At 51.5% G+C, this 21,378-nt stretch carries 25 protein-coding genes; 5 read left to right on the top strand and 20 right to left on the bottom strand.

Annotated features, from left to right (window positions below):
• Positions 1-97: 97 nt before the first annotated feature.
• Positions 98-877, bottom strand: a complete 780-nt coding sequence (locus GWK74_00440; protein QHU90005.1) for a hypothetical protein — start codon at positions 875-877, stop codon at positions 98-100.
• Positions 878-898: 21 nt separating this feature from the next.
• Positions 899-1,519 (bottom strand): hypothetical protein, encoded by a 621-nt coding sequence (locus GWK74_00435; GenBank protein ID QHU90004.1) that lies wholly within the window; start codon positions 1,517-1,519, stop codon positions 899-901.
• 121 nt (positions 1,520-1,640) lie between these two features.
• On the opposite strand from GWK74_00435, the gene GWK74_00430 reads away from it, so the two are divergent.
• On the top strand, positions 1,641-2,234 hold the full coding sequence (locus tag GWK74_00430; GenBank protein ID QHU90003.1) for a sortase: 594 nt from the start codon (positions 1,641-1,643) through the stop codon (positions 2,232-2,234).
• 60 nt (positions 2,235-2,294) lie between these two features.
• Here the strand turns inward: GWK74_00430 and rpsO are convergent, their stop codons facing one another.
• The 4 genes from rpsO to GWK74_00410 are packed head-to-tail and all read right to left on the bottom strand — an operon-like array spanning position 2,295 to position 5,555.
• A complete protein-coding gene (rpsO, locus tag GWK74_00425; GenBank protein QHU90002.1) occupies positions 2,295-2,561 on the bottom strand; it encodes a 30S ribosomal protein S15 in 267 nt (88 codons plus the stop codon).
• 52 nt (positions 2,562-2,613) lie between these two features.
• Positions 2,614-3,108 (bottom strand): prepilin-type N-terminal cleavage/methylation domain-containing protein, encoded by a 495-nt coding sequence (locus GWK74_00420; GenBank protein QHU90001.1) that lies wholly within the window; start codon positions 3,106-3,108, stop codon positions 2,614-2,616.
• Positions 3,109-3,125: 17 nt separating this feature from the next.
• On the bottom strand, positions 3,126-3,782 hold the full coding sequence (truB, locus tag GWK74_00415; GenBank protein QHU90000.1) for a tRNA pseudouridine(55) synthase TruB: 657 nt from the start codon (positions 3,780-3,782) through the stop codon (positions 3,126-3,128).
• A gap of 3 nt (positions 3,783-3,785) precedes the next feature.
• Positions 3,786-5,555: a hypothetical protein gene (locus tag GWK74_00410; protein ID QHU89999.1), complete on the bottom strand. Its 1,770-nt coding sequence runs from the start codon at positions 5,553-5,555 to the stop codon at positions 3,786-3,788.
• 170 nt (positions 5,556-5,725) lie between these two features.
• Between GWK74_00410 and rpsT the strand changes: the two genes are divergently transcribed.
• Positions 5,726-6,013, top strand: coding sequence for a 30S ribosomal protein S20 (gene rpsT / locus GWK74_00405; GenBank protein ID QHU89998.1), 288 nt, complete (start codon positions 5,726-5,728; stop codon positions 6,011-6,013).
• Positions 6,014-6,077: 64 nt separating this feature from the next.
• Here rpsT and GWK74_00400 read toward each other — a convergent pair whose 3' ends face one another.
• The 6 genes from GWK74_00400 to polA form a co-directional block, all read right to left on the bottom strand.
• Positions 6,078-6,935, bottom strand: a complete 858-nt coding sequence (locus GWK74_00400; GenBank protein QHU89997.1) for a hypothetical protein — start codon at positions 6,933-6,935, stop codon at positions 6,078-6,080.
• 96 nt (positions 6,936-7,031) lie between these two features.
• Positions 7,032-7,943 (bottom strand): hypothetical protein, encoded by a 912-nt coding sequence (locus tag GWK74_00395; protein ID QHU89996.1) that lies wholly within the window; start codon positions 7,941-7,943, stop codon positions 7,032-7,034.
• Positions 7,944-7,994: 51 nt separating this feature from the next.
• Positions 7,995-8,867: a hypothetical protein gene (locus GWK74_00390; GenBank protein ID QHU89995.1), complete on the bottom strand. Its 873-nt coding sequence runs from the start codon at positions 8,865-8,867 to the stop codon at positions 7,995-7,997.
• Between the two features lie 26 nt (positions 8,868-8,893).
• The gene (gene mutM / locus GWK74_00385; GenBank protein ID QHU89994.1) at positions 8,894-9,871 is read right to left on the bottom strand and encodes a bifunctional DNA-formamidopyrimidine glycosylase/DNA-(apurinic or apyrimidinic site) lyase; all 978 of its coding nucleotides are present in this window, start codon (positions 9,869-9,871) and stop codon (positions 8,894-8,896) included.
• Positions 9,872-9,880: 9 nt separating this feature from the next.
• The gene (locus tag GWK74_00380) at positions 9,881-10,528 is read right to left on the bottom strand and encodes a hypothetical protein (GenBank protein ID QHU89993.1); all 648 of its coding nucleotides are present in this window, start codon (positions 10,526-10,528) and stop codon (positions 9,881-9,883) included.
• Positions 10,529-10,574: 46 nt separating this feature from the next.
• A complete protein-coding gene (polA, locus tag GWK74_00375) occupies positions 10,575-13,109 on the bottom strand; it encodes a DNA polymerase I (protein ID QHU89992.1) in 2,535 nt (844 codons plus the stop codon).
• Between the two features lie 34 nt (positions 13,110-13,143).
• Between polA and GWK74_00370 the strand changes: the two genes are divergently transcribed.
• On the top strand, positions 13,144-13,731 hold the full coding sequence (locus tag GWK74_00370; GenBank protein QHU89991.1) for an AAA family ATPase: 588 nt from the start codon (positions 13,144-13,146) through the stop codon (positions 13,729-13,731).
• Between the two features lie 61 nt (positions 13,732-13,792).
• Here GWK74_00370 and rpoD read toward each other — a convergent pair whose 3' ends face one another.
• Both rpoD and dnaG read right to left on the bottom strand, forming a co-directional pair.
• Positions 13,793-14,758, bottom strand: coding sequence for an RNA polymerase sigma factor RpoD (gene rpoD / locus GWK74_00365; protein ID QHU89990.1), 966 nt, complete (start codon positions 14,756-14,758; stop codon positions 13,793-13,795).
• Positions 14,755-16,488 carry a DNA primase gene (gene dnaG, locus GWK74_00360; protein ID QHU89989.1) on the bottom strand — a complete coding sequence of 578 codons (1,734 nt, stop codon included), beginning with the start codon at positions 16,486-16,488 and terminating at the stop codon, positions 14,755-14,757. Before dnaG ends, rpoD begins: the two co-directional genes overlap by 4 nt.
• A gap of 54 nt (positions 16,489-16,542) precedes the next feature.
• On the opposite strand from dnaG, the gene GWK74_00355 reads away from it, so the two are divergent.
• Positions 16,543-17,163 (top strand): hypothetical protein, encoded by a 621-nt coding sequence (locus tag GWK74_00355; protein QHU89988.1) that lies wholly within the window; start codon positions 16,543-16,545, stop codon positions 17,161-17,163.
• 71 nt (positions 17,164-17,234) lie between these two features.
• Here the strand turns inward: GWK74_00355 and GWK74_00350 are convergent, their stop codons facing one another.
• The 3 genes from GWK74_00350 to GWK74_00340 form a co-directional block, all read right to left on the bottom strand.
• Complete coding sequence (locus GWK74_00350) at positions 17,235-17,570, bottom strand: MmcQ/YjbR family DNA-binding protein (protein QHU89987.1); 336 nt, start codon at positions 17,568-17,570, stop codon at positions 17,235-17,237.
• A gap of 15 nt (positions 17,571-17,585) precedes the next feature.
• Positions 17,586-18,299 carry a hypothetical protein gene (locus GWK74_00345; GenBank protein QHU89986.1) on the bottom strand — a complete coding sequence of 238 codons (714 nt, stop codon included), beginning with the start codon at positions 18,297-18,299 and terminating at the stop codon, positions 17,586-17,588.
• A gap of 86 nt (positions 18,300-18,385) precedes the next feature.
• Positions 18,386-18,940 carry an oligoribonuclease gene (locus GWK74_00340; GenBank protein ID QHU89985.1) on the bottom strand — a complete coding sequence of 185 codons (555 nt, stop codon included), beginning with the start codon at positions 18,938-18,940 and terminating at the stop codon, positions 18,386-18,388.
• 43 nt (positions 18,941-18,983) lie between these two features.
• On the opposite strand from GWK74_00340, the gene pyrH reads away from it, so the two are divergent.
• A complete protein-coding gene (gene pyrH / locus GWK74_00335; GenBank protein ID QHU89984.1) occupies positions 18,984-19,688 on the top strand; it encodes a UMP kinase in 705 nt (234 codons plus the stop codon).
• A gap of 112 nt (positions 19,689-19,800) precedes the next feature.
• Here pyrH and GWK74_00330 read toward each other — a convergent pair whose 3' ends face one another.
• From GWK74_00330 to GWK74_00320, 3 genes are read right to left on the bottom strand one after another with little or no spacing between them, the layout of a single operon-like run.
• Positions 19,801-20,235 carry a hypothetical protein gene (locus tag GWK74_00330; protein QHU89983.1) on the bottom strand — a complete coding sequence of 145 codons (435 nt, stop codon included), beginning with the start codon at positions 20,233-20,235 and terminating at the stop codon, positions 19,801-19,803.
• Between the two features lie 46 nt (positions 20,236-20,281).
• Complete coding sequence (locus GWK74_00325; protein QHU89982.1) at positions 20,282-20,923, bottom strand: hypothetical protein; 642 nt, start codon at positions 20,921-20,923, stop codon at positions 20,282-20,284.
• A 23-nt stretch (positions 20,924-20,946) separates the two neighbouring features.
• Entirely contained in the window at positions 20,947-21,369 is a 423-nt protein-coding gene (locus GWK74_00320; protein ID QHU89981.1) for a hypothetical protein, read from the bottom strand.
• Positions 21,370-21,378 lie beyond the last annotated feature (9 nt).

The following is a 21,378-nucleotide window of genomic DNA, read 5'->3' as shown; positions in this document are numbered from 1 at the left end:
GGTGCATGCGTGCTGGTTTACTATCAACACACCACACATCCATCACCGTCTGCGGGTTATGCTTCGTACCATCTATTATATCACAGCGCCGCACGCTTTATAGGAAGCCGGCCTGAGCAAACGCATCCCGAACCGCAGCGAGCTGCTCACTTACTCGATCCAAAACCTCTGGCGTTGGTGACAACGTCTCCGGCGAACTACCGCCAGCCGCACCAACGACTTGTTGTATCACATTAAAACTCTCCGTTCCCGGCAGCATAGCAGTCCACTCATACGGATGCTCGCTAGTTGGTGCTGTCGGTAGCCTCTGAGATTTTGGCACAAAGGACAACATCAGCTCTTCCGGATTAATCTCATACAATATGTCCCGAAAGGCACGTTCTGTCGGCAAACCTCGCCTTGAAATTCCCCAAACCGCCATCAGCTCAGCGATCTTAGCTTCGGGTTTGCCCGCCAACAGCTCAAACGCGACGGCTACACGCACCCTACTGTCATCATCCAAATCCGAAGAGACTGCTGTTCCGATCACTGCTCGCTCAGAATGACCGGCCTTACGAAGTAGCGCACCCCCCGTCATAAAACCACGCCTACCTCCGTCTCGAGAGATAGATACCGATGCGGGCGGTGGCAATATCGGCGGCATCTCACTCGTAAACACGGGCGCCTCCTCAATACATTGCCGAAACATATCACGGGCTTGGCCATATATCTCATACGCCCAATCAAGATCAAGCTTCGGAGCATTCGTCTCTACCGATACTCTCCGTTGACTTTCATCGCCACGATTCATAAGCAGCCCACCAGCTGTGGCCGCCACTGCCCCAACCGCACCACATAATAGACCGCGCCGACTTATCCTTGGTGGCTCTGCATTCATATTTCTTACCATACCGAACTCCTATTTGCACAAATACTCATGCGCACTTGAACACTCAGCCTCAATAACATTTTGTTGAGTAACCGTATGTAGTGCCAGCACATAGAGCATAAACATTGCCTCCTTAAGATCGGTAAGGTGCTCTTCACCAGCTGCTGACTCCAGGGTAGCAAGTTTGTGGCTATCAATATTGGTATCCTCAAATAACATCCCAAACAACTGCTGAACCGATGTGAGGAGCTCTCCTCCCGCCAGCTTCAACCGTTGTCGCGGTGGTTTGCTTAGCACAACCGAGCCCAACAGCTCATCCTTCTCAAACATTTCATCCGGAAAAAAGTACTGCCAAAAATTATTAACAAATTTACTCGGCAGTTTTTCAGACGCATCAGAGCCGTCTTGCGACGAATTTGCTCGCGATGGATCCATGCCGTTTTTCCAAAAATCATCCGCATTCGTAAACCTTGGATTATGATCATCAGCACTCGGCTCTTCCAACTTCTCAAGATGCAGCGGGCTATCACTTAACCGTCCCCCATCCGGACCAAGCTGCTTCTTAACAGCAGCCAGAACTTCACCAATCTTTGTCACTTGGTCAGCCACATCTGGCGGTAATTTATCAGCCCGCGGTGCGTATTCACTCATAATCTGTAATTTAGCATAAAAACTATAAAAAGTCAATTTAATACCCCTAAATAGATCAACCCACTCCGATAAGGCAACAACCCATACTGCCAGAAAAACCCGCCCATGCTACAATTAACAAGTGAAGCAGATAACCCACGCCAGAAACCGCCGCCGATGGCTCAGTATGAGTCTGGCCATTATCATGCTCACTGGTGGCGGCTACACACTCATCACGGCGTTTAGTCCATTCTTTCGTGCTCAGCTCATTAACCCAACGCGTAACGAAACCACCCAGCTTCTCGCCGCCACGCCAGAAACCAGCATCACCGAGGATCGTCTCTATATTCCCAAAATTGACATTAACGTGCCGTACGCTACTGGCGGCGCCGAGACTATGGAGCGGGGTGCGTGGTGGCGCCAACCAGAGAATGGCAATCCAGTCGACGGCGGCAACTTCGTCTTGTCGGCCCACCGATTTATCATGGGCCTGACGCCGCAGCAAACCATCCAAAAATCACCATTCTACAACATCGATAGACTACGCATTGGCGATGAAATAATCATTGACTACCGCGGCAAGCGCTATACCTACGTCATATCTCAGTTATTTGATGTCAAGCCAGATGCCGTTCACATTGAAAACCGAACCAACAAACCACAGCTTACCCTCTATTCATGCACCCTTGGCGGCGCAGCTGACGGCCGGACGGTTTTTGTAGCCACACCGCGCTAAATAAAAATACCCACCTCGTGATATATCAAGGTGGATATCCGTACAACTACCGAGGCGCGACTACTTACGCAGACCCAGGGCAGCCACAACCGCTTTATAACTCTCAAAATCAGTTCGCTCCAGGTATCTGAGCAGGCGTTTGCGCTTGCCAACCATCTGGATTAAGCCACGGCGCGCCATGAAGTCGTGCTTATTCGCCTTCAGGTGCTTGGTGACCTCTTTGATACGAGCCGTCAAGATCGACACCTGCGCCTGCGGGCTGCCAACGTCGTCCTTGCTGACCTGAGTCAAAGCAATTGCTTTCGCTTTATCGTCTTTGCTAATCATAGCCTCGTCATTATACCAATGCTACGCTAAAAACGCAAATCAACCGCATTTACTAAAATGTCTGCACGTAATTATAGGCTGGTTTACCCGTAGTCGGCACGGCTGCGCCCGGAATGTTGCAGGTCGCCTTGACCGCATTAACCTGAGCTGCCTCCTGCGGCTTAGCGGAATTAAGGGCCGCAAATACCGCAATACCTGTTATCTTACCAGAGGTATCTTTGCACGGATACCAGACAAAAATATCATCCGGACCAGACGCGTTCTTGCTGCTGACACCCTCACGATATCCTGGCTGGATATACTGCGGTACAAGCGAGTCAACGCCATTAGCGTTATTGAACGTCCCCTGTCCTGACGGCAGCGTTCGTTTCTGTGTGTCATATATCTGCAGCGCATCCCCGGCGATCTTGACGATGGAACGGATCTTAGTATCAGTAGCATCCTGGCGCACGCCTGAATACGCCACAATACCGATGGTCGCCAAAATCGCGATCACGACCATCACAATTAATAATTCAACGATTGTAAAACCTGTCTGCCTACCCATGCTTTGATAATAGCACTTCAAGACAAAATCCCAAAATCCGCTAATGGTTTTGCTTCGGCAACGTCATACTCGGCGATAGCCTGGCGGCGTAGCTGGCAGCAGTAGGCCCCTGTTCCCAGCTTCCGACCAATATCAACCGCCAAGCTCCGAATATACGTACCGCTCGAAACATGTACTCGAATCACCAGGCGAGGATACGCATAGGTGACAAGCTCCAAGGCATAAATCGACACGGTGCGCTCTGGCATATCGACCGGCTGACCCTGACGTGCCAGCTGATAGGCCCGACGGCCATTGATCTTGATGGCGCTAAATATCGGCGGGCGCTGTTTAATTTCACCCACAAACGTACCAAGCGTCGCTTCAACCTCACTGCGAGATGGCTGCCGCGTCGACACGCGAGTCAGTTCACCCTCAGGATCACCAGTCGTCGATACCTCGCCAAGCATGATTTCTGCTTCATACCACTTATCGAGCTTGGTAAAGGTATCGGCCTCGCGACACTTCTTGCCCGTCACAATAATCATCAGTCCCGTAGCAAACGGATCGAGCGTACCAGTATGGCCAACTTTCACTTTCTTGCCCGCCGCCTGGCTGAGCACTCGCCGCAGCCGCGCTACCACGCCGAAACTGGTCATGCCAGCCGGCTTATCAATGAGCAACACCTCGTCCATGGGCTATTTTTGCCCCGGGATCTGGAACTGGGACGGATTAAAGGTGCGCGGCTGTGTAGAGGCGGACGGTGCTGAAGGCGATGTGTTCAACGCTGGTAGCCCCCCGTCTGCAGCACCGACCGGAGCTGGTGGCAGCGGTGGCAAACCTGATCCTGAGAAGTCAGAGAAATCAGGCAGCGGTGGCAGGCCATGCATTACATTAGACTCAATATCAGCGAGCGTAGCCGGAGCAGACGACACTGTCGGTAGCGGCGAAGATGAAACTACCGGAGCGGGCGAAGCCGCAGATTCAAGCGGCGGTGCAGCAGCCAGCGCCTCGGTAATTGCCGCGCGGGCGTCGCGCTCAGAATCTGGTAGCGATGGCAGCGAGGTAGATTGAGTCTGCTTGTCAGCCAGCGCCTGCGTCTCCTCTTTTAGCGCGGCAATGACCGCTTCGTCTTTGTTGGTGGTCGCAAACGGGTCAACGCTCGGTGGTTCATCAGACTTCCCCATGGCAGCATTCAACGGCGATTCACCGAGGGCTGGCCGCGACGCACCGACATAGGTGCCGTGATGCAGAATAGTCTTGTTTTGATCAATGTCAAGATCGCGGCGCTTATCCTCAGCCGCCCGCTCCGTCGTTGCGTTTAGCGTTCCACCCAAGAGCGGTGTGGCCGTTTCTGGCTCAGCCGACACCGACGCACTGATTGGTTGCGATGTCGATGGCGCACTGCTCCGTCCGCTCGTCACTGACGCTGCTCGAAGGCGATCAAGCTGCGCCGTGGCCACACGAGCCGCTGCATCCTGCTCTTCGGCCCGAGTCTGCTTGGCCACATCATCAAGGCTACCCCGCCGCTCGTGGCTGATTGACAACGCGCCATCATCTCTTTTTGACTCAGCCGGCTTCGAGCGTTTTCCCCGCTCGACCTTAAAATTAGCGCCATCCTGGCCGCCATTATCGTGCGTCTCATCATCAGCTGCATCGGCCGCTTGCTTTGATTGCTCTGACTCTGAGTGCTCCTCGGCTTTGATCGCCTGTCCCTCAGCCAACTTGGTAGCAATCAATTGCTGGTTTGCACCAACCGCCATCAGCTCCGCCGCCAACGTCATCACCCGCGACGACGTCAAGTTATTACTGAACCGCTCCGTCACCGCCACAACACCGGTCAGCAGTGCTGTTGCGATCTGCTCATCCATGGTCACTTTCGGTGTTCGTAACTCATCAATCAGGTCAACCAGCATCTCGCTCACGCCTGATGCCTTATCATCATGCCAATCAACCGTCCCGAGACTACTCCTCACCATACCAGCAGTCACCGTCGACACCACTGCATCATGCAAAATCTTGCCATGGGCCGTCAGCGCCTTGTCGAGATGATCCTGACTCTCAACATTAAGCGCAAGCACCAGTTCAATGTTATAATCGCCCTGCGAAAACTCTAGATCAGCCTCGGTAATTGTCGCCCGGTACGGCGTGATAAAAATCTTCACCGCATCATCAACCACCTTGTAGCGCAGATGGTCGGCTTTTTCCTTATCGAGCGCGATGATAAAATCACGCAGGCTGTCCGCCGTGGCTTCAAACGTCTCATCCGGCTCGAGGAACGAAATCGCCGGCGGAACTTTGCCACTAAAAACAGCCGTGGCGTGCTTGCCCAGTTTATTCAGGAAAATTGTCAGCCCCAGCGCTGCCGATAGCTCGTCCACCGATGGATCAGCGCTCACCGTCACCAAGATATTAGTCACATCTTTGATGCTCTGAATGATCTGCTGCTTTTGTGACTGGCTCGCCATTGTTGTGTCCCTGTTTATTTTTGTTTATACCGTCGAGTCACATTATACATAAGCATTTCAGGAAAGTCAATAGATTATCGTCAATGCGAGCCACTCTTTACTTTTATTGGGTTTTTCTGTATAATCCATCCTTGATTAGCGAAACAAATTTATAGAGGTAAAGGAAATCTATGCCAATCATCAAATCCGCCATCAAACGGGCAAAACAAACCCTAAAACGCCGCGAGCGCAATATCGGTATCAAGCGCGACATCAAGTCAGCTGTCAAGGCCTTCATGGCCGAGCCAAGCGCCACAACACTGGCCGCTGCTCACAGTGAGCTTGACACCGCTGTTAAGAAGAACTTGCTGAAGAAAAACACTGCCGCTCGGCGCAAGAGTGCCCTCTCAGCTATCGCCAAAAAAGCCGGCGTTAAGCTTGAAGCGACCAAAAAGCCAGCAGCCAAAGAAGCTAAATAGCCATTCAGTTTGCATCAATAATTACTCCCGTCGACTGGCGGGAGTAATTTACAATTTGTGAGCCCTAGTACCGAGAAAGTCTAGTGCTTGTTCGCGGGCCAAGATCCTCCTTTATTCTATGGAACAAGTCATCCATATTAACTCGCTCCAACAGAACCCCTTGTGGCAAGCCCTTATCTACCTCGAGCGTTGTTATCATCCGAGTTACGAGCTGTGGGTAATAATTGTCCGTCTCACAAAAAACTCCACGAATCACATGCTCTTTTTTCCCTATAACCAGCTTTACCGCATCATAAAGACTTTCATCAGCAATTCTCAGTGTTTGCTCCTGTAGCTCATCAATGTCAGACACTCGCCCTGAGTTAAGTCGCATTTGTTGATATATCTGACTCTGCGGAGAGTCTGGGTGATAAACATAATTAAAATGAACGGATGCCACGGCCATTTTGTCAAAAAATTCCTTAGGAAGCCCGTTTCCCATCATACTTTCATACAAATACTGAGTTTTATAACCGTCACCACGTGGACCTCTTGAGCCAATTGGCGGTGCAGCCCTTCCCTCTGCCCATGTATCATAGTTATCCTTGATCTCCCCGGCAATCTCATGCAATTCTTCGGGTCTTGTTTCATTTAACCTTATATCTATATCTGCTGCTAATGAGCTCAGGTGTTTGTCAGATAGTTGCATACGTTTAGTCTCCTCAAATATCTGAACGAGATGAGGACACTCTTCACCAACATACTTTGCCATCTCGGCGATCACTAACGCAGGCTCATTGTCAATAGCTTCTCGGCTAATCTCTGTTTCTTTTCTAGCCATTTTCTCCTCGAGTCCCAGCTCCATCCATTGCTTTTGCCGTTCGTCTAAAGACTGTTGTTTATCAGACCCCTGCGTATCAAGCTCCGTATCTTTGAAGACCATGGCTAATTCCTTTTTACCTTTCTAGTAAACTAATAGTAGTTTGCATTGTACTATACCATACTTATTTTGTCAAGTGTATAAACAGCTTATATTGACTTAGTGATCTCTTCTAATCACACCAGCCAGCGCTACCTCAACCAACAACCACGGCGACACGCGGGTTGTCTTCATATGTTCATCAGCCTGCGCCAAGGCAGAATTAATTACCGCAAGTTGCGCCGGTTTCATCCGCGCTGCATACGGTGCTACCTTTCGCAGTGCATACGGATGGGCCGCAAAATCACGAGCCACCACCCCCGTGTCACCGCCAGATAGCACCAGCGCGTTCAGCTGCACCAATTGTGAAACTAACAGCCCCAGCGTCTGGTACGCCCCATCATCACCACTCTCTGCCTCGAGATAGGCAATGATCGCGCGCACTTTTCCCCGGTCGCCATCCAGCATTGCCGCAAACAACTCAAACGCACTTTCAGCCGGAGCCAGCGGCACCAGTGCATCGATTAGCTCATCATTCAATTCACCGGCCAACGCCAACTGCTGCAACACCAGATCAAGTCGCAGTTGATCAAACCCCAGCCGATCGATCAACGTTGTTGCCTGTGCCGCTGTCAACACTGCCCCATGCACCTTGGCTCGCTCAATACACCACGCACTTAGCTGCGGCTTTTGACGTTCAGTGAAATGAGCGCATTTCCTTACCTCGGCATGGCTTTGCAGCCACTTATACGTCTTTGTGCGCTTGTCGAGTTTTGTCTCCACAAGGACAACCGTGGTCGCCGCGCCGCTGAGTAGCTCCGGCAAATCACGCCACAGGGTCACATTCTGACTCGCATCAGTAATGACCACCGCCTGCTCTAGCGTGAACAGGCTCTGCCCCATCACTACCTCAGAGATCCCAGCCGCCGTCAGTTCTTCACCATCGCACCGCACTACCTCCATATCACCAACCAGCGCCGCAAGCGCCGCCCGTTTCTCAAACTCGTTGTCGCCATAAAAGAGATATGTCACGACTTAATTATACCAAATACCCCCTTAGGCCATGCCTTTCGGTGTACTGATTTATTCTTCCGCTTTAGGCGGCTTTTGCACAATCTCTTTATATGCGGTTATCAGCGTGGCTATTTGCTCATCAGATAAGCCATTACGCTGCAATTTCTCTATGCAGTATGCGTATTCCCCGCCACTAGCCTGATCAGTCATCTCTTTCATAGCAAGGCCAGCAATATCATACGCTACCAATGCTGTTTGCACCGCAGAAAGCCCACCGCCAGTTTCCATAAATATGCGGTCATAAAACTCACGAGATTTCTCATATGGATCGCCTGTTTTATTAGCAGCAGCCTGAGCATCCATTACCCGCTCCACCCGTTCTGGTGAAACATCCTCACCACCAAGTGCTTCATTGAGAAAACCAAACCAAGGCGAGCGGGACGTCTCATCAAGCACCAGCAGATGGTCTGCGATCATGTCTGTTTTCTCGGTGCCATCCATCACGCGTTGAGAATCCAGCTCAGTCGACACACACATCATCACGAACATTTCACTCGCAATACGCTTTTCGATGTAAACTTGTAGCTGCAAATCAATTGCTTCGGCCAGTGCTAACTTATCCCCTCCATACTCCTCAAGAGCTGAAATATCTAGCTTGCTAAAATCACCGTTTTCTACATCTTGTCGGTAACCCTCAAGGGCAGCATCCTCTCTTTTGGACGACTCTTCATCACTCAATCCCAGCTGATAAATTGTGTTCACGCCATGCCTAATCAACATGTCGTTAATCTGTGAATTAACGTCGGAAATACGCTCTGATTTCTCTACGAGGGCCGCCAGTGCAGCATCCATGTCATCTGGATCACCCAGTATCTCCGAGCACTCCCAATCCGACTCTTTACCAAATTGACCATTGCGTGGTGGTTGATCTATTCCTGCCATATTCCTGTAGCATACACTATAAACCACTATTTGTCAAATATCGGTGTCTTCTGGCACACTGGACAAATATGCGTACCGCGACCGCCGACTTTTAGCTTAATGACCTCTTGGTCAGGGTGACGATGACAGGCTTGGCCTTCGCGACGAAACACATGAGCAAATGTCAGATAATTTCCTTTTCGACCCTCGGCATCAACGTAATTTTTATCAGTCGAGCCGCCCTGATCAATACTGAGTTGTAAGATGCGCCGTAGCTCAGTAAATAATGTATTCAGCTGCTGATCGCTAACGTTTTTTACCCGCGTTTGCGGATGAATACGTGCCGCCCACAACGCCTCGTCAGCATAAATATTACCAACCCCGGCGATCACTGTCTGGTCAAGAAAAGCTGGCTTGACCATCGAGTTTTGGCGGCGGCGAATCCGCTGGATAAAATCCTCGGCGCGCGTCTGAGAATCAAGCGGTTCCGGCCCAACTTTTTGCATGAACGGCAAGTTCTTCACCTCATCAGTCGGCAGCAACTTCACCCAGCCAAATTTGCGCTGATCGTTAAAAAACAGCCGCGACCCGTCCACAAAATCAATCTGTACCCGCGTCGACCGATCTGGCAACTCACCAATCAAACTGTCGTTCGGATGCCCGCCAGCGAAGTCGTCGATCTCGCGCGCGGTATCCGCAGAAAAATTGCGGGCAAGGTTACGTGGGCCCCGAGATTTATTTGAAGACACCCGAGCACTATAGCGAGAGCTTTGGCGAAACACCAACTGCCCCGTCATCTTCAGGTGTATCACCAACGAATACTGTGTATCCAGATCAATCATCAGTACCTTTGCCCGCCGCCGCACCGCCGTCACGCGCGCACCATACAAAAATTGTTCAACATCAGCCGGCGCATTCGGGAAGCTTTTTGGCGAATCAAATACGGTTGCCTGCGTCACCGCTCGGCCCGGCAGTAGCTCCGCTAAACCGCGGCGAACTGTCTCGACTTCAGGAAGTTCCGGCATAAGACGCTCCTAAAACTTGAACAGCGTATCCCGCTGGTACAGCCCGATAGAGGTGGCCATTTTGCTACCGTCAGGGATTTGCTTGATAAACATATCGACAATTTCCTCGACATTAGCAACCGCCGAGCCCTTGGAGCCGCCACAATCTGACGTCCATAGTGCCTTGATCGCTGTTCCATTCATCAACAATTCAAATTTATACACCTTGCCGGTCGCACAAATACCGCGCAGGTCATTTTGCTCATCGCTCAGCTGCCGGCCCTCCATCATCTTGCGCTTGTCCAGTGCGTACACCAACTCTTCATAGGCCTTGGCGTTATTATTCAGCTGCTTGGTGTTCAGCTGCTTCTCAATATACCCCTCATACGTCGTCATCACCCGCGACGACGGCGCAATAGTTATTTGATACGAACGGAATTTTTCATTAGCGACAATCGGGCCACGCACTGTCAGCCTGACCGATCGACCTTCGTCGGTTTGTAGTAAGTCGCTTTTTTTCTGCTCAGTTGTTTCTGGCTGCTGTTTTTGCTCATTGCCACCAAATATCGACCGGCTGATGCTGATAATCGCGACGATGGTCACGATGGTGATAATAATAACGAGCAAAATTGGCACAAACCGGGAAAAAGAATTAAACGAATTATACGTACGCCTCATGGGTTGATTATACCATATTCTGCCAGTTTTGCATTTATTGCCTCGGCTACACCTCGTCCCAGTGCAGCCCTACGCCGACATCCACTTTTAGCGCAATCGGCAGTTCCGGACAAATACTTTCCATTTCCGCACGCATCATTTCGCCGACTTGCTCAGCATCTTCCGCTCGACACTCCACCAAAATCGAGTCGTGAACCTGCAAAATTGGCTCGGCCAGCCCAGCCAATTTGTCCTCCAGCCGAATCATCGCCAGCTTCATCAAATCCGCTTCCGTGCCCTGAATTGGCATATTCATCGCCGCCCGCTCGGCCGCCGAACGCACCATAAAATTGCTCGACTTGACGTCGGGCGTTGGCCGCCGCCGGCCAAAATAGGTCTCAACAAATCCTTGTTCGCGCGCTTGAACTAAAATTGTATCCAAATAGTGGCGGATTGGCTGGCGCACCGTAAAATAGTGTTCAATAAACCGCTTCGCCTCAGTAAAGGTCATACCGGTAGCTGCCGCCAGCCCGTGCGGACTCATGCCATACAGTACGCCAAAGTTGATCACCTTGGCCGCACGACGCTGTGCTTTTGTCACCTGCTCCATCGGCACACCGTAGGTCTCGGCCGCCGTCTTGGTATGAATATCAACGTCGCTATTAAAATCGTTAATCAGCCGCTCATCGCCCGCCAGCACCGCCGCCAGTCGCAGTTCAAATTGCGAATAATCCGCGCCAACGAAGACCTTACCCTGGCTCGGCACAAACGCCTGGCGAATTTTCCGACCCAATTCCGTCCGCACTGGGATGTTCTGTAAGTTGGGATTTGTACTGCTCAGCCGCCCAGTGCTGGTGACGTCTTGATTAAACGTGGTATGAATCCGCCCGTCCCTAGCCACCAACTTCGGCAGCGCTTCAATGTAGGTGCTGATTAGTTTAGTCAGCTCCCGGTACCGCTCAATCAGCTCGATGATTGGGTGCTGGCCGCGCAGTTTATCCAACTCTTTCTGTCCCGTCGAATAGCCAGTTTTGCCTTTTTTGATACCAGTCGTCGGCAGCTGCAACTTGGTAAATAACACCTCTGACAGCTGCGCCGGACTAGCGGCGTTGAATTCGCGCCCAGCCATCGCATACATTTGTTGTTCAAGCTGACTGACTTCCGTCGCCAGCTCCTTACCCATGCGTTCAAGGAGTGCCGTGTCCAACTTCATACCGCGCTTTTCCATCTGAAACAGCGGCCAAATCACCGGAAAATCAAACTCGCGGAGCACCCTGTTAATCTGCTGATGCGTCGCCATATAATCCTGCTGCTGGCGGTAAATCTGGCGTAGTCGCGCCAGCTGCCGCTCTGGGGAATTATCCTCAGAAAAATCACCGGCCAGTGCCACTAAACGACGGTCACGCCTGAGTGGATCGATCAAAAACGCCGCCTGCCCAACATCCCAGACCTCATGAAACCGCACCGTCACACCGTGAGCATCCAGCGTGTGATATAGCCCCTTGACGTCCGCCGCGATAACCACGCCCTGCGCCAACAATTGCCAAACCGACCAGCCAATTTCACTAACCTTTGCGCGCCACGCCACGTCAGGCTTGGAATTAATATAGACTATGTCCGGCTCCGATGGATCAATATAGATAATATTTTCTGTCTCAAACAGTGGCTCAGTCGGCAGATTTTCGACGCGCGGCAATTCCAACTCCGCCGTCTCCACTGCCTCATCCGCCGCCTGCATTGTCTTTGGCAGCCGCCCAATCAGCGAATGAAACTCCAATTTCCGCAAAATCTCCGCCACCCGCGCAAAGTCGCAGTCGTTAACATCCGCCACCTCCCAATCCAGCTCCACTGGCGCATCCGTCCACAGCTCCGCCACTTGCTTGGTCAAATATGCCGACTCGCGACCATTTTCCAGCTTTGTCCGTAGAGCGCCTGTTTGCTCATCCACATGCGCATACACGCCGTCCAGCGTGTCATACGCTTGCAATAATTTCACTGCTGTCTTTTCACCAACGCCCGGCACGCCCGGCAAATTGTCGCTGGAATCGCCCTTCAGCGCCTTCAAATCCAAAAACTGATCCGTCCGAATGCCATATTTTTGTTCAAAATATTCCGCGGTAAATTCCTCGATATTCCTCAGGCCATTTTTCATGGCGTAGACTTTGGTGAGGGGCGACACCAATTGCAGCGCATCCAAATCCGACGTCAGCAGACAGGTTTGCACGCCGCGCGCTTCCGCTTGCCTGGCAAACGCACCCATGATATCGTCCGCCTCATAGTCATCCAACTCATACAGCGGCCAGCCAAAGGCATCCAAAAGTTCCATCAAAATCGGAATTTGCTGATAAAAATCATCGGGCGCTGGCTTGCGACCCGCCTTGTACTCTGGGTATAATTCCCGCCGCTTACGGATGTTAGTGCCGCGCTTGTCCCACGCCACCGCCACATAATCCGGCTCCAATTTCTTGATCAGCTCAATTGCCAAACTCACAAATCCATACACGCCGCCAGTCGGCGTACCGTCCGCCGTACTGAGACCTGGCATGGCATAATACCCTCGGTAAAACACTGATTTTCCGTCGATGACCGCCAAACGCTTCATATACTCAGTATAGCAAATTTGCTATACTAACAACATGACACAACCACATGCAAACATTATCGCCCTCGTCGGTCTGGCTGGTAGCGGCAAAAGTTCGGCGGTCGAATATTTCACCAAAAAGGGTATTCCGAAAATCTATTTTGGCGGCATCATCTACAAGGCCATGGAAGAAGCTGGCATTGAACCAACGTGGGACAATCAGCAAAAATTCCGCGAGGAAATTCGCCGACGCGAAGGCAAAGATTTCGTGGTCAAGCGCGTCGTTAAATCCGCGCATGACTTGATTGACGCTGGCCAAAAACTGATCGTCCTGGACGGCTTGTATACCTGGAGTGAATATAAAATTCTCAAGCACGAATTCCCTGGCCAAATGTCCGTCATCGCCGTTGTCACGCCAAAACACCTGCGTTATCAACGTATGGCCAAACGCCCTGAGCGACCGATGCAACCACGCGAAGTTGACCAACGCGATTGGTCGGAAATTGAAAACCTGGAAAAAGGCGGACCAATTGCCATCGCCGATTATTTTGTGATGAACGACCACGGACTGGACGAGCTATACGCGCAGTTAGAAGCCGTCACTCACCACGAACATTTTTGTAAGGCGCCTGAGCAGTGCTGAGTCACAACGCATCAAAAAGGCCAGACATATCCGCCTGGCCTTTTTATTATCGCCCGTCAATCTAGCTCAAATACTCATATAACTTTTTAGCGTCTTTGTGCTTCCGTAGCTTCGCCAAAGCCTTCGCTTCAATCTGGCGAATTCGTTCGCGCGTCACAGCAAATTGCTGGCCGACTTCCTCAAGCGTATGGCTTTTGCCGCCATTGTCCAGCCCGAACCGCATGCGCACAATTTTTTGCTCGCGATCAGACAGGCTCGACAGCACCTCGGCGACCTTTTCTTTCAGCAGCTGATTGGTCGCTGATTCTTCTGGCGAAATCGTATCTTCATCCTCGATAAAATCACCCAGCACCGAATCTTCCTCGTCACCATCACGCCCGATGCCAGCATCCAAACTCGACGTCTCTTGCCGAATTTTGTTGATATACTCAATTTTTTCCGGCTCCATGTCCATCTCCTTGGACAGTTCTTCCATTGTCGGCTCGCGGTTTAGCTCCTGGGTAAGCCGTCGCTGCGTCCGCACCAGCTTGTTAATCGTCTCGATCATATGCACGGGGATGCGAATCGTCCGCGCCTGATCAGCGATCGCCCGGGTAATCGCCTGGCGAATCCACCACGTCGCGTAGGTCGAAAACTTAAAGCCCTTGTCCGGATCGAATTTCTCCACGGCCCTGAGTAGACCAGTATTACCCTCCTGGATCAAGTCCAGAAAATCTAACCCACGGCCCGAGTACCGCTTGGCAATTGACACCACCAAACGCATGTTCGCCTCAGCCATCTTGTCCTTGGCCTTTTTGTCACCCTCGATGATCCGCCGCGCCAGCTCCATTTCCTCATCCGAACTTAACAGCGGGATTTTACCAATCTCACGCAGATACAGCCGCACCGAATCGTCCGAAATGTCATCCAGATACTGACCAGCGCTCAACGCCTCTAGATCTTCTATCTCCTCGTCATCATGTACCGCCGTCAAATCTGGCTCGAGTGGATCGTCATTGGTCGGGGTGTATTGCTGGTCGTTGTTCACGCATTCTCCTTAATCAGTGCGTTCAGCTGCTGCCGCAAGATGCGCGCCCGCGCCTCATCGCTGAGCTCCTCAGCCTCACGCAAATCTTCTAATAATTGTTGTTTTTTTGTGTCGCGGTGTTTACGTATCAATTGCTTTACCAAACGCGCCATTTCACTGTCCAGAGCTTCTGGCTCCCAGTCCATGTAGCGGCGTTCACTTTTTAACTGTACTATTTTCACATACTGCTCAAATTTTTGCAAGGGACGGGGTAATTTTTCTATGTCAAGTAGCGGCTCAGCCTGCAGCGCCGTCACCACTGCTCGAGCTGGCTCGTCCAAGCTTGCCACCTCAAGTGCCCCGACCCAGCGCCGCGTCGACGGCTGACTAAGCGCCAGACCGACGATGATGTCCGCTAATTCGTCACGAGGTTTACTCGGAGTCGCCTTTTCAATCTTTGGTTTTTTAAGCTGAGCGGGCGGCGTTGATCCATCAACGCCCAGCTTTGCCCGCAAGGCCGCGAGGCTAGCGCTAGTTTCTTTAGAAATCACCGCCAAATAATGCTCTTGTTCCACCGGGTCTTTCAAGCTGCGCACAATTCTTAATGCAGTTGTCGAAAATCGCCGTTTGCCCTCGGCCGTCGCCAAATCTTCCATTTCGGCGTGCCGAGCGATCACCCAATCGACGGCTGGCTGTGCCCGCTCAACCGCCGCTTTCCATAACGCCGCATCCTTTTGGATCAATTCATCCGGATCTTTCACACCATCCGGCAGACTCACCACCTCTAGTTCCACGCCAATTTCCTGCGCCAAATTGATCGCCCGCTCGGTTGCACTGACGCCCGCCCGGTCGCCATCAAACGCCAAACGAATCCGCCCCGCCAGCCGGCTCAGCGCCTTCAAATGCTGCAGGGTCATCGCCGTTCCTGCCGTCGCCACCACATTTTTGACGCCGGCTTGGTGGCTGCTAACCACGTCCAAATTCCCCTCGACGATCACCGCCGTGTCGCTTTTACGAATCGCCTCTTTCGCCTGATACAGCCCAAAAATATGGCGCGATTTATCAAATAGCAGTGTCTGCGGCGTATTCAGATACTTTGGCGCACGCGGATCATCACGAATAATTCGCCCCGTAAAGCCGACCACCTCGCCGCTGCTATCGCTCAAAGCCACCATCATCCGCCCCCGAAATAGGTCGCCGCCAAACCGATTCACCAGCCCCGCGTCAGCCAGCTCCCGGCGCAAAAATCCCCGCCTCTCCAGCGCTTTCGTCAGCGCATCGCCCTGATCTGGCGCATAGCCGATGAAAAAATCACCGATCGTCTGCCGATTCAGCCGCCGTTTTTTCACTGCATATTCCAGCGCCACCGAATTTTTCACCAAATTTTGCTGATAAAAATTCGCGGCCAATTTCAGCGCTTCCCTAGCCCGGACCCGCCGCTTGGCGGTTCTCCCATCGCCGCCAGAAAATAAACTTAAATCTACGCCCGCCTTGCGCGCCAAATGCTCCAGCGCCTGGCGAAAATCCATTCCCTCCACCAGCATCACGAATGTAAAAATATCGCCGCCCTTGCCCGAAGAAAAATCATGCCAAATCTGTTTTTCCGGACTGACCATAAAACTTGGCGTCCGCTCATCAGTGAATGGACTCAGCCCCTTCAGATTACGACCCGCCCGCTTCAGCTGAACATATTCACCGATCACGTCCTCAATATTTAGCCGCGCCCGCACTTCTTCCTTGGCATCATGCATGGTTTTTATTATATCACTCTTTACCTCTGTTGTTGTTTATGCTTTAATGGGTATATGCAGCCACACAATGACTATGACGTGCCAACCGGTATTGATTATCTTAATCAGATTTCTGCACCACCAGCGCCGCAAGGCTTTGATAAAAAATCAAAGATTATCTTGCTCGTTCTCGGTATCGTCGGACTACTCGGCCTGGTATTCATCATCAACGCCGCCCAAAATGCCTCCCGCGGCCCTTCATTAAATAACCTCATCGCTCGTCTACAAAAACTCCAAACTGTCTCCGAGAAATTTACTTCCCGCCTCAAATCCAGCCAACTCCAAGACGCCAATAGCTCGCTCACGGCCGTACTCACCACTGCCAATAAGTCCATCGAAACACCAGCCGCCGCCCAGAACATCGACGTCAAAAAAGACCTCAAAAACATCACCGCACTCGACCCACCGACAAAACTCGAGGAAAAATTTGAGGAGGCCTATCTCAACGCCGACCTCGACAACACCTATGCCTACACCATGAATACCGAACTGGCCGACACGCTGTTGATGATGAATCGTATCAAAGAGGGCTCGCGCAGCAAAAGCACAATTGACTTTCTCGAAAAAACCATTTCCGACCTCACCAACGTGCGCAAACAGCTCATGGCGATCACCGGTGATTCGGACAAGTCATAACCGCGCACGACGCGGCACAAGTCGGTCGGAGCAGCACCACTTCTCCCGGCACTCAGTTTACGCTGTTTTACTCACTCCGCCACCAGCTGATAACTTAGCCGCACCAAATCAAAAATTTCTTCATCGCTCAGTTGCCCCGAGCAGATAATCGTATTCCAATGCTTCTTATTCAGATGATACCCCGGCAGCACCGTCTCGTATTTTTCCCGCAAATTCTCAGCCAACAATGGATCACACTTCAGACTAACCCTGAGCGGCTTCGAGCCCTCCGTCACTAGTGCCACCATCTTCCCCGCGCCGTTATTACTCTTGCCAAACTTATACACCGCAACATCATCACCAAACGGATAGTCCAGCCACACACCGGGCAAACTCAGGATAAATTCTTCAAATTGTTTATGGGTCATAACCTAATTATACAATCACAATGTCTTAAGAGCAATTTTCTCAGCCATACCCCGCGTCGCGCCAAATCGGCTCGTAGCATTTACCGCCACGGCCGCCATACCGCGAAGCGCCGCTCGTGTTCGCGCCCTGAGAACATCTCGCCCAGTCAAGCCCTTTTGTTGATCCCGCTCTGATTGCCAGGCCAACCGGATTGCCCGGCCCGCCAGCGCCAAGCCTCGCTGCTTATCGCCCACTAGACTTTCAATCATACCCCAGCGGGATGCCATATTTATCTCGTACTGGTCAGCGTCCTCTTCTTTAGAAAGCTGGTTTACTTTTGCCATGTCCTGCTCGGCCTGCCGCGTCATGAGCCGCGCCTTGTCTGCCAACGCTTCATCCCGACCCTCCGCTAACAGATACGCCCTTAAAGCAAACACACCAACATACGATGCCGTGGCCGACCGCTCGCGTAGCGTCTCAACTCCAGAATTCTCATCGACCGCTGTATCGTGAATATCATATGCCTGATCAATATAGTTGAGCGCCGCGTCAGTTTGACCCAAGCGATCGCTCGCGGCGGCCATATTGCGATACACCTCCCCTAGCAGCGGCTCGTTACCCTCGCCATGCAACTCCTCCGTTGCCAGCGCTTTCTCACCAAGTTGCACAGCCTCATCAAAATGACCGCGCGAAATCTCATTCGTTAGCCCGGTCATATATTGCTGTAACTCAGAACTCACTGCACGCACTTTCCAACTCCTTTTGTCAGGAGATTATCAGATAAGTACACTCTCGTCAAATAACTCAGCAGCCGTGAAGGTGCTGGCTGGTAAACCTAGCTTTTCACCTTCTTCAAATAATATTGTAATTCTTGAATACTGCCGCGGATATCCTCCAGCGCCCGATGATCCTCTGGCTTGGCAAATTTTTTGCTATATTTCCCCTCAAACACCACTTTCCAGGCACTGACGTCCAACATCCGGTAGTGGAGGCGTTTTGAAAATTTCTTGAACCAATGGTCGATAAAGCGCCGATCTTGATGAATTGAATTGCCCGCCAATAAAATCGGCGTGTCATCAAAATGCTCATCCAAAAATGCTAAGATATCGCGCTCGAGCTGCGCCTTGGTTGTCTTGGTGGCTTTGTTTTGCGCCATCAACTGCTCTCGCGCAGCCGCACCATCGCCATACCAAAATGATTTATTCTTATCAAATCGTGCTTGCATTTTCTTGCTACACCAGTGCGCTGCACCCTCAAAATGAGCAATTTCCGTAAACCCCCAGTCGGTCACAATCATCGCCACCTCAATCGGAAAATCCTCCACCGGATCTAGCCCGGTCATTTCCATGTCCAACCATAAAATTCGTTGCGGCTTGAATTTCGCTTTCATGTTTCTATTTTACCACTTCCTTGCAGCATGCTACACTAAAGTTATGGCAAAACGTATCCTTCTCAAATTATCCGGCGAGCAGCTCCAGGGCGAGTTTGCCAGCGGCTTCGATCCTAAGCGGGCTCGTTGGATCGCCGAACAAATCAAACCGGCCTTGAGCAGCGGCGCCGAAGTCGTCATCATGGTCGGCGGCGGCAATTACGTCCGCGGCAACCAAATCATTGGCCACGGTATCCAGCCCGTCTCGGCCCATAACATCGGTATGCTCTCCACCCTAATGAACGCCATCGCTCTGGCCGATGTGTTCAACGACGCTGCCCTACCGACCCGCGCCCTGTCCACCGTCGAGATTAATCAATTCATCGACCAATACACCTTCCGCCGCGCCCTTAGTCATATCAAGAAGGGCCGCATCGTCATCGTTGCCTGCGGCACTGGCCGGCCCTTCCTGACTACCGACACCGCCGCTCTCAACCTCGCCCTCGAGATGCAGTGCGACGTTGTGATCAAAACGACGAAAGTCGACGGTGTATACGACAAAGACCCAGCTAAATTCCCTGACGCCGTTAAATTTGACCATCTTAACTACGACCAAATCCTCACCAATCCTGACATCACTGTTATGGACAAGGCCGCCATTGGACTGGCCGCCGAGGAGAACAAACCGGTCATCATCTGCGACCTGCTCACCGACGGCAACATCGCCCGGGCCGCTCGCGGCGAGACGGTCGGCACGCTAATTTCCTAGCCCACTAAGCACCATACTCTCGCGCTAGGAGCGGTACGCCTTGTTCTAGCATAAACCGTTTCATATAAAAATCCGCCGTCATTTATCCGGCGGATCTGTTTTTAAGGCCCAATTAGTCTTTTTTCTTGTCTAATTTATCCAGCTTCAAGAAGTGAATAATCGCATACACCACAAAGGCCACCGCTAACAAAGTGATGAGCGAGCTAACAAACGCGCCGTACAGAAACTCACCCTTACGACCGGCAATTTCAACAGAGAATGATGCCGCTTGCAGACCTTCCTGCGAGCCGACAATCAACTGCACCAGCGGGTCGATAAACGCTGTCACCAACTTTTTCACGGTATCGCCAGCCGCTGTACCGATCGCCAGACCGACAGCCAAGCCAACCACGCCCTGCTCACGGATAAATGTCATAAAACCGCCGCCATGGCCCTTGACTGCTGCCGCTTTTTCTTTCAGTGCCGCCACACTTGGTTTTTTCACAATTGATTTCTTAGCAGTCGTCTGTTTAGTAGTCGCCTTTTTGGCTACTTTTTTCTCTGCCATAAAAACTCCTTTATGTTAAGTGGTGTCTTGATTGTAGCATAAAACTTTACAAATTATTTAAAAGTTTTCTGGCTGCAGCAAGCTTGCCGTTGCGCAGGCTATTTGGCGGTTTCGCCTCATATAGTGCAATGGCTTCTTGGGCAAGTCTCTTGTCGCCCTTCTGTTTGGCAATTTTTCGCATGACATCTGGCAAAAATAGCTTATTTTTCGATTTGTCGTCTGGAACCAAGCTCTCGTCCGCCATAGTCGCCAAATCAATTGCTTCGTCATATTTTCCCGCCGATATTAGCCGACGGCACAACTCATCAACTTCTTTCAGGCCATTTCGCGAATCAACATCAAGATATATCCCTGATAATTCTGACAGCTCTTCACTTGCTGCTTCAATGTCGCCCGACCCCGCTTGTCGGGCAGCATTGTACTGCTGAATCAACAACATGCGCCCTGGTATTGAAGGTAGCGTCAAGAATTGTAATATACGATTTCGGGGCTTATGTTCATGAGATTGTACCGCATCAATAGCATCAAACGACAACCATGGCCTTGAGCAGATAAATTTTTGCCTGTCGACCGACGGCGGTAGTCGTTTCAAGAGTTCCTCTGAAAAAAATGTGTTCACTGCCCGCAACTCACCCATCGCCAACTGGTCAAGCGGGTTGGACGCGCCGCTACCAATTACGCCAGTCATATCACAGCACAACTCCTCCGTCGCTACATCCAGCAAAAAGCTCGCTCGCTGCTCCGATCAAATAGTGTCACCATGGCGTGCTGATTCGCATAACTGACAAAATGCTCAATGCCGAGCTGCTCCAGACATTCTGAGGCAATAATGACATGGCCAAAACAGTTTGTAGCCTCACGATTGGCAACTTCAACTGCATCGAGTAGCGGTGAGTTAGCCAAAGTCGGAGCAAAATCCACCGTTTGTCGTACCACCCGTGCTATGTCAACCGCTGCCTTCGTCGCATCATCAAACGTCTGCGGAGACTGTTCATACACCGCACGAATTAATTTCAGCTGCTGCGAATCTAATAAAAACTCACGCCGTAGTCCTGGCTCGGCCTTGATCAATCGCTGCTTAGGCGTCATCAAATTAGCAGAAAGATACTCGTCCATCTCTGCTATATCATACAATATTTAATA

Source organism: Candidatus Saccharibacteria bacterium oral taxon 488 (assembly GCA_010202115.1).
Classification (GTDB): domain Bacteria; phylum Patescibacteriota; class Saccharimonadia; order Saccharimonadales; family Saccharimonadaceae; genus Nanosynbacter.
The sequence above is the reverse complement of the archived record's forward strand: the minus strand, read 5'-3'. Positions and strand labels throughout refer to the sequence as shown.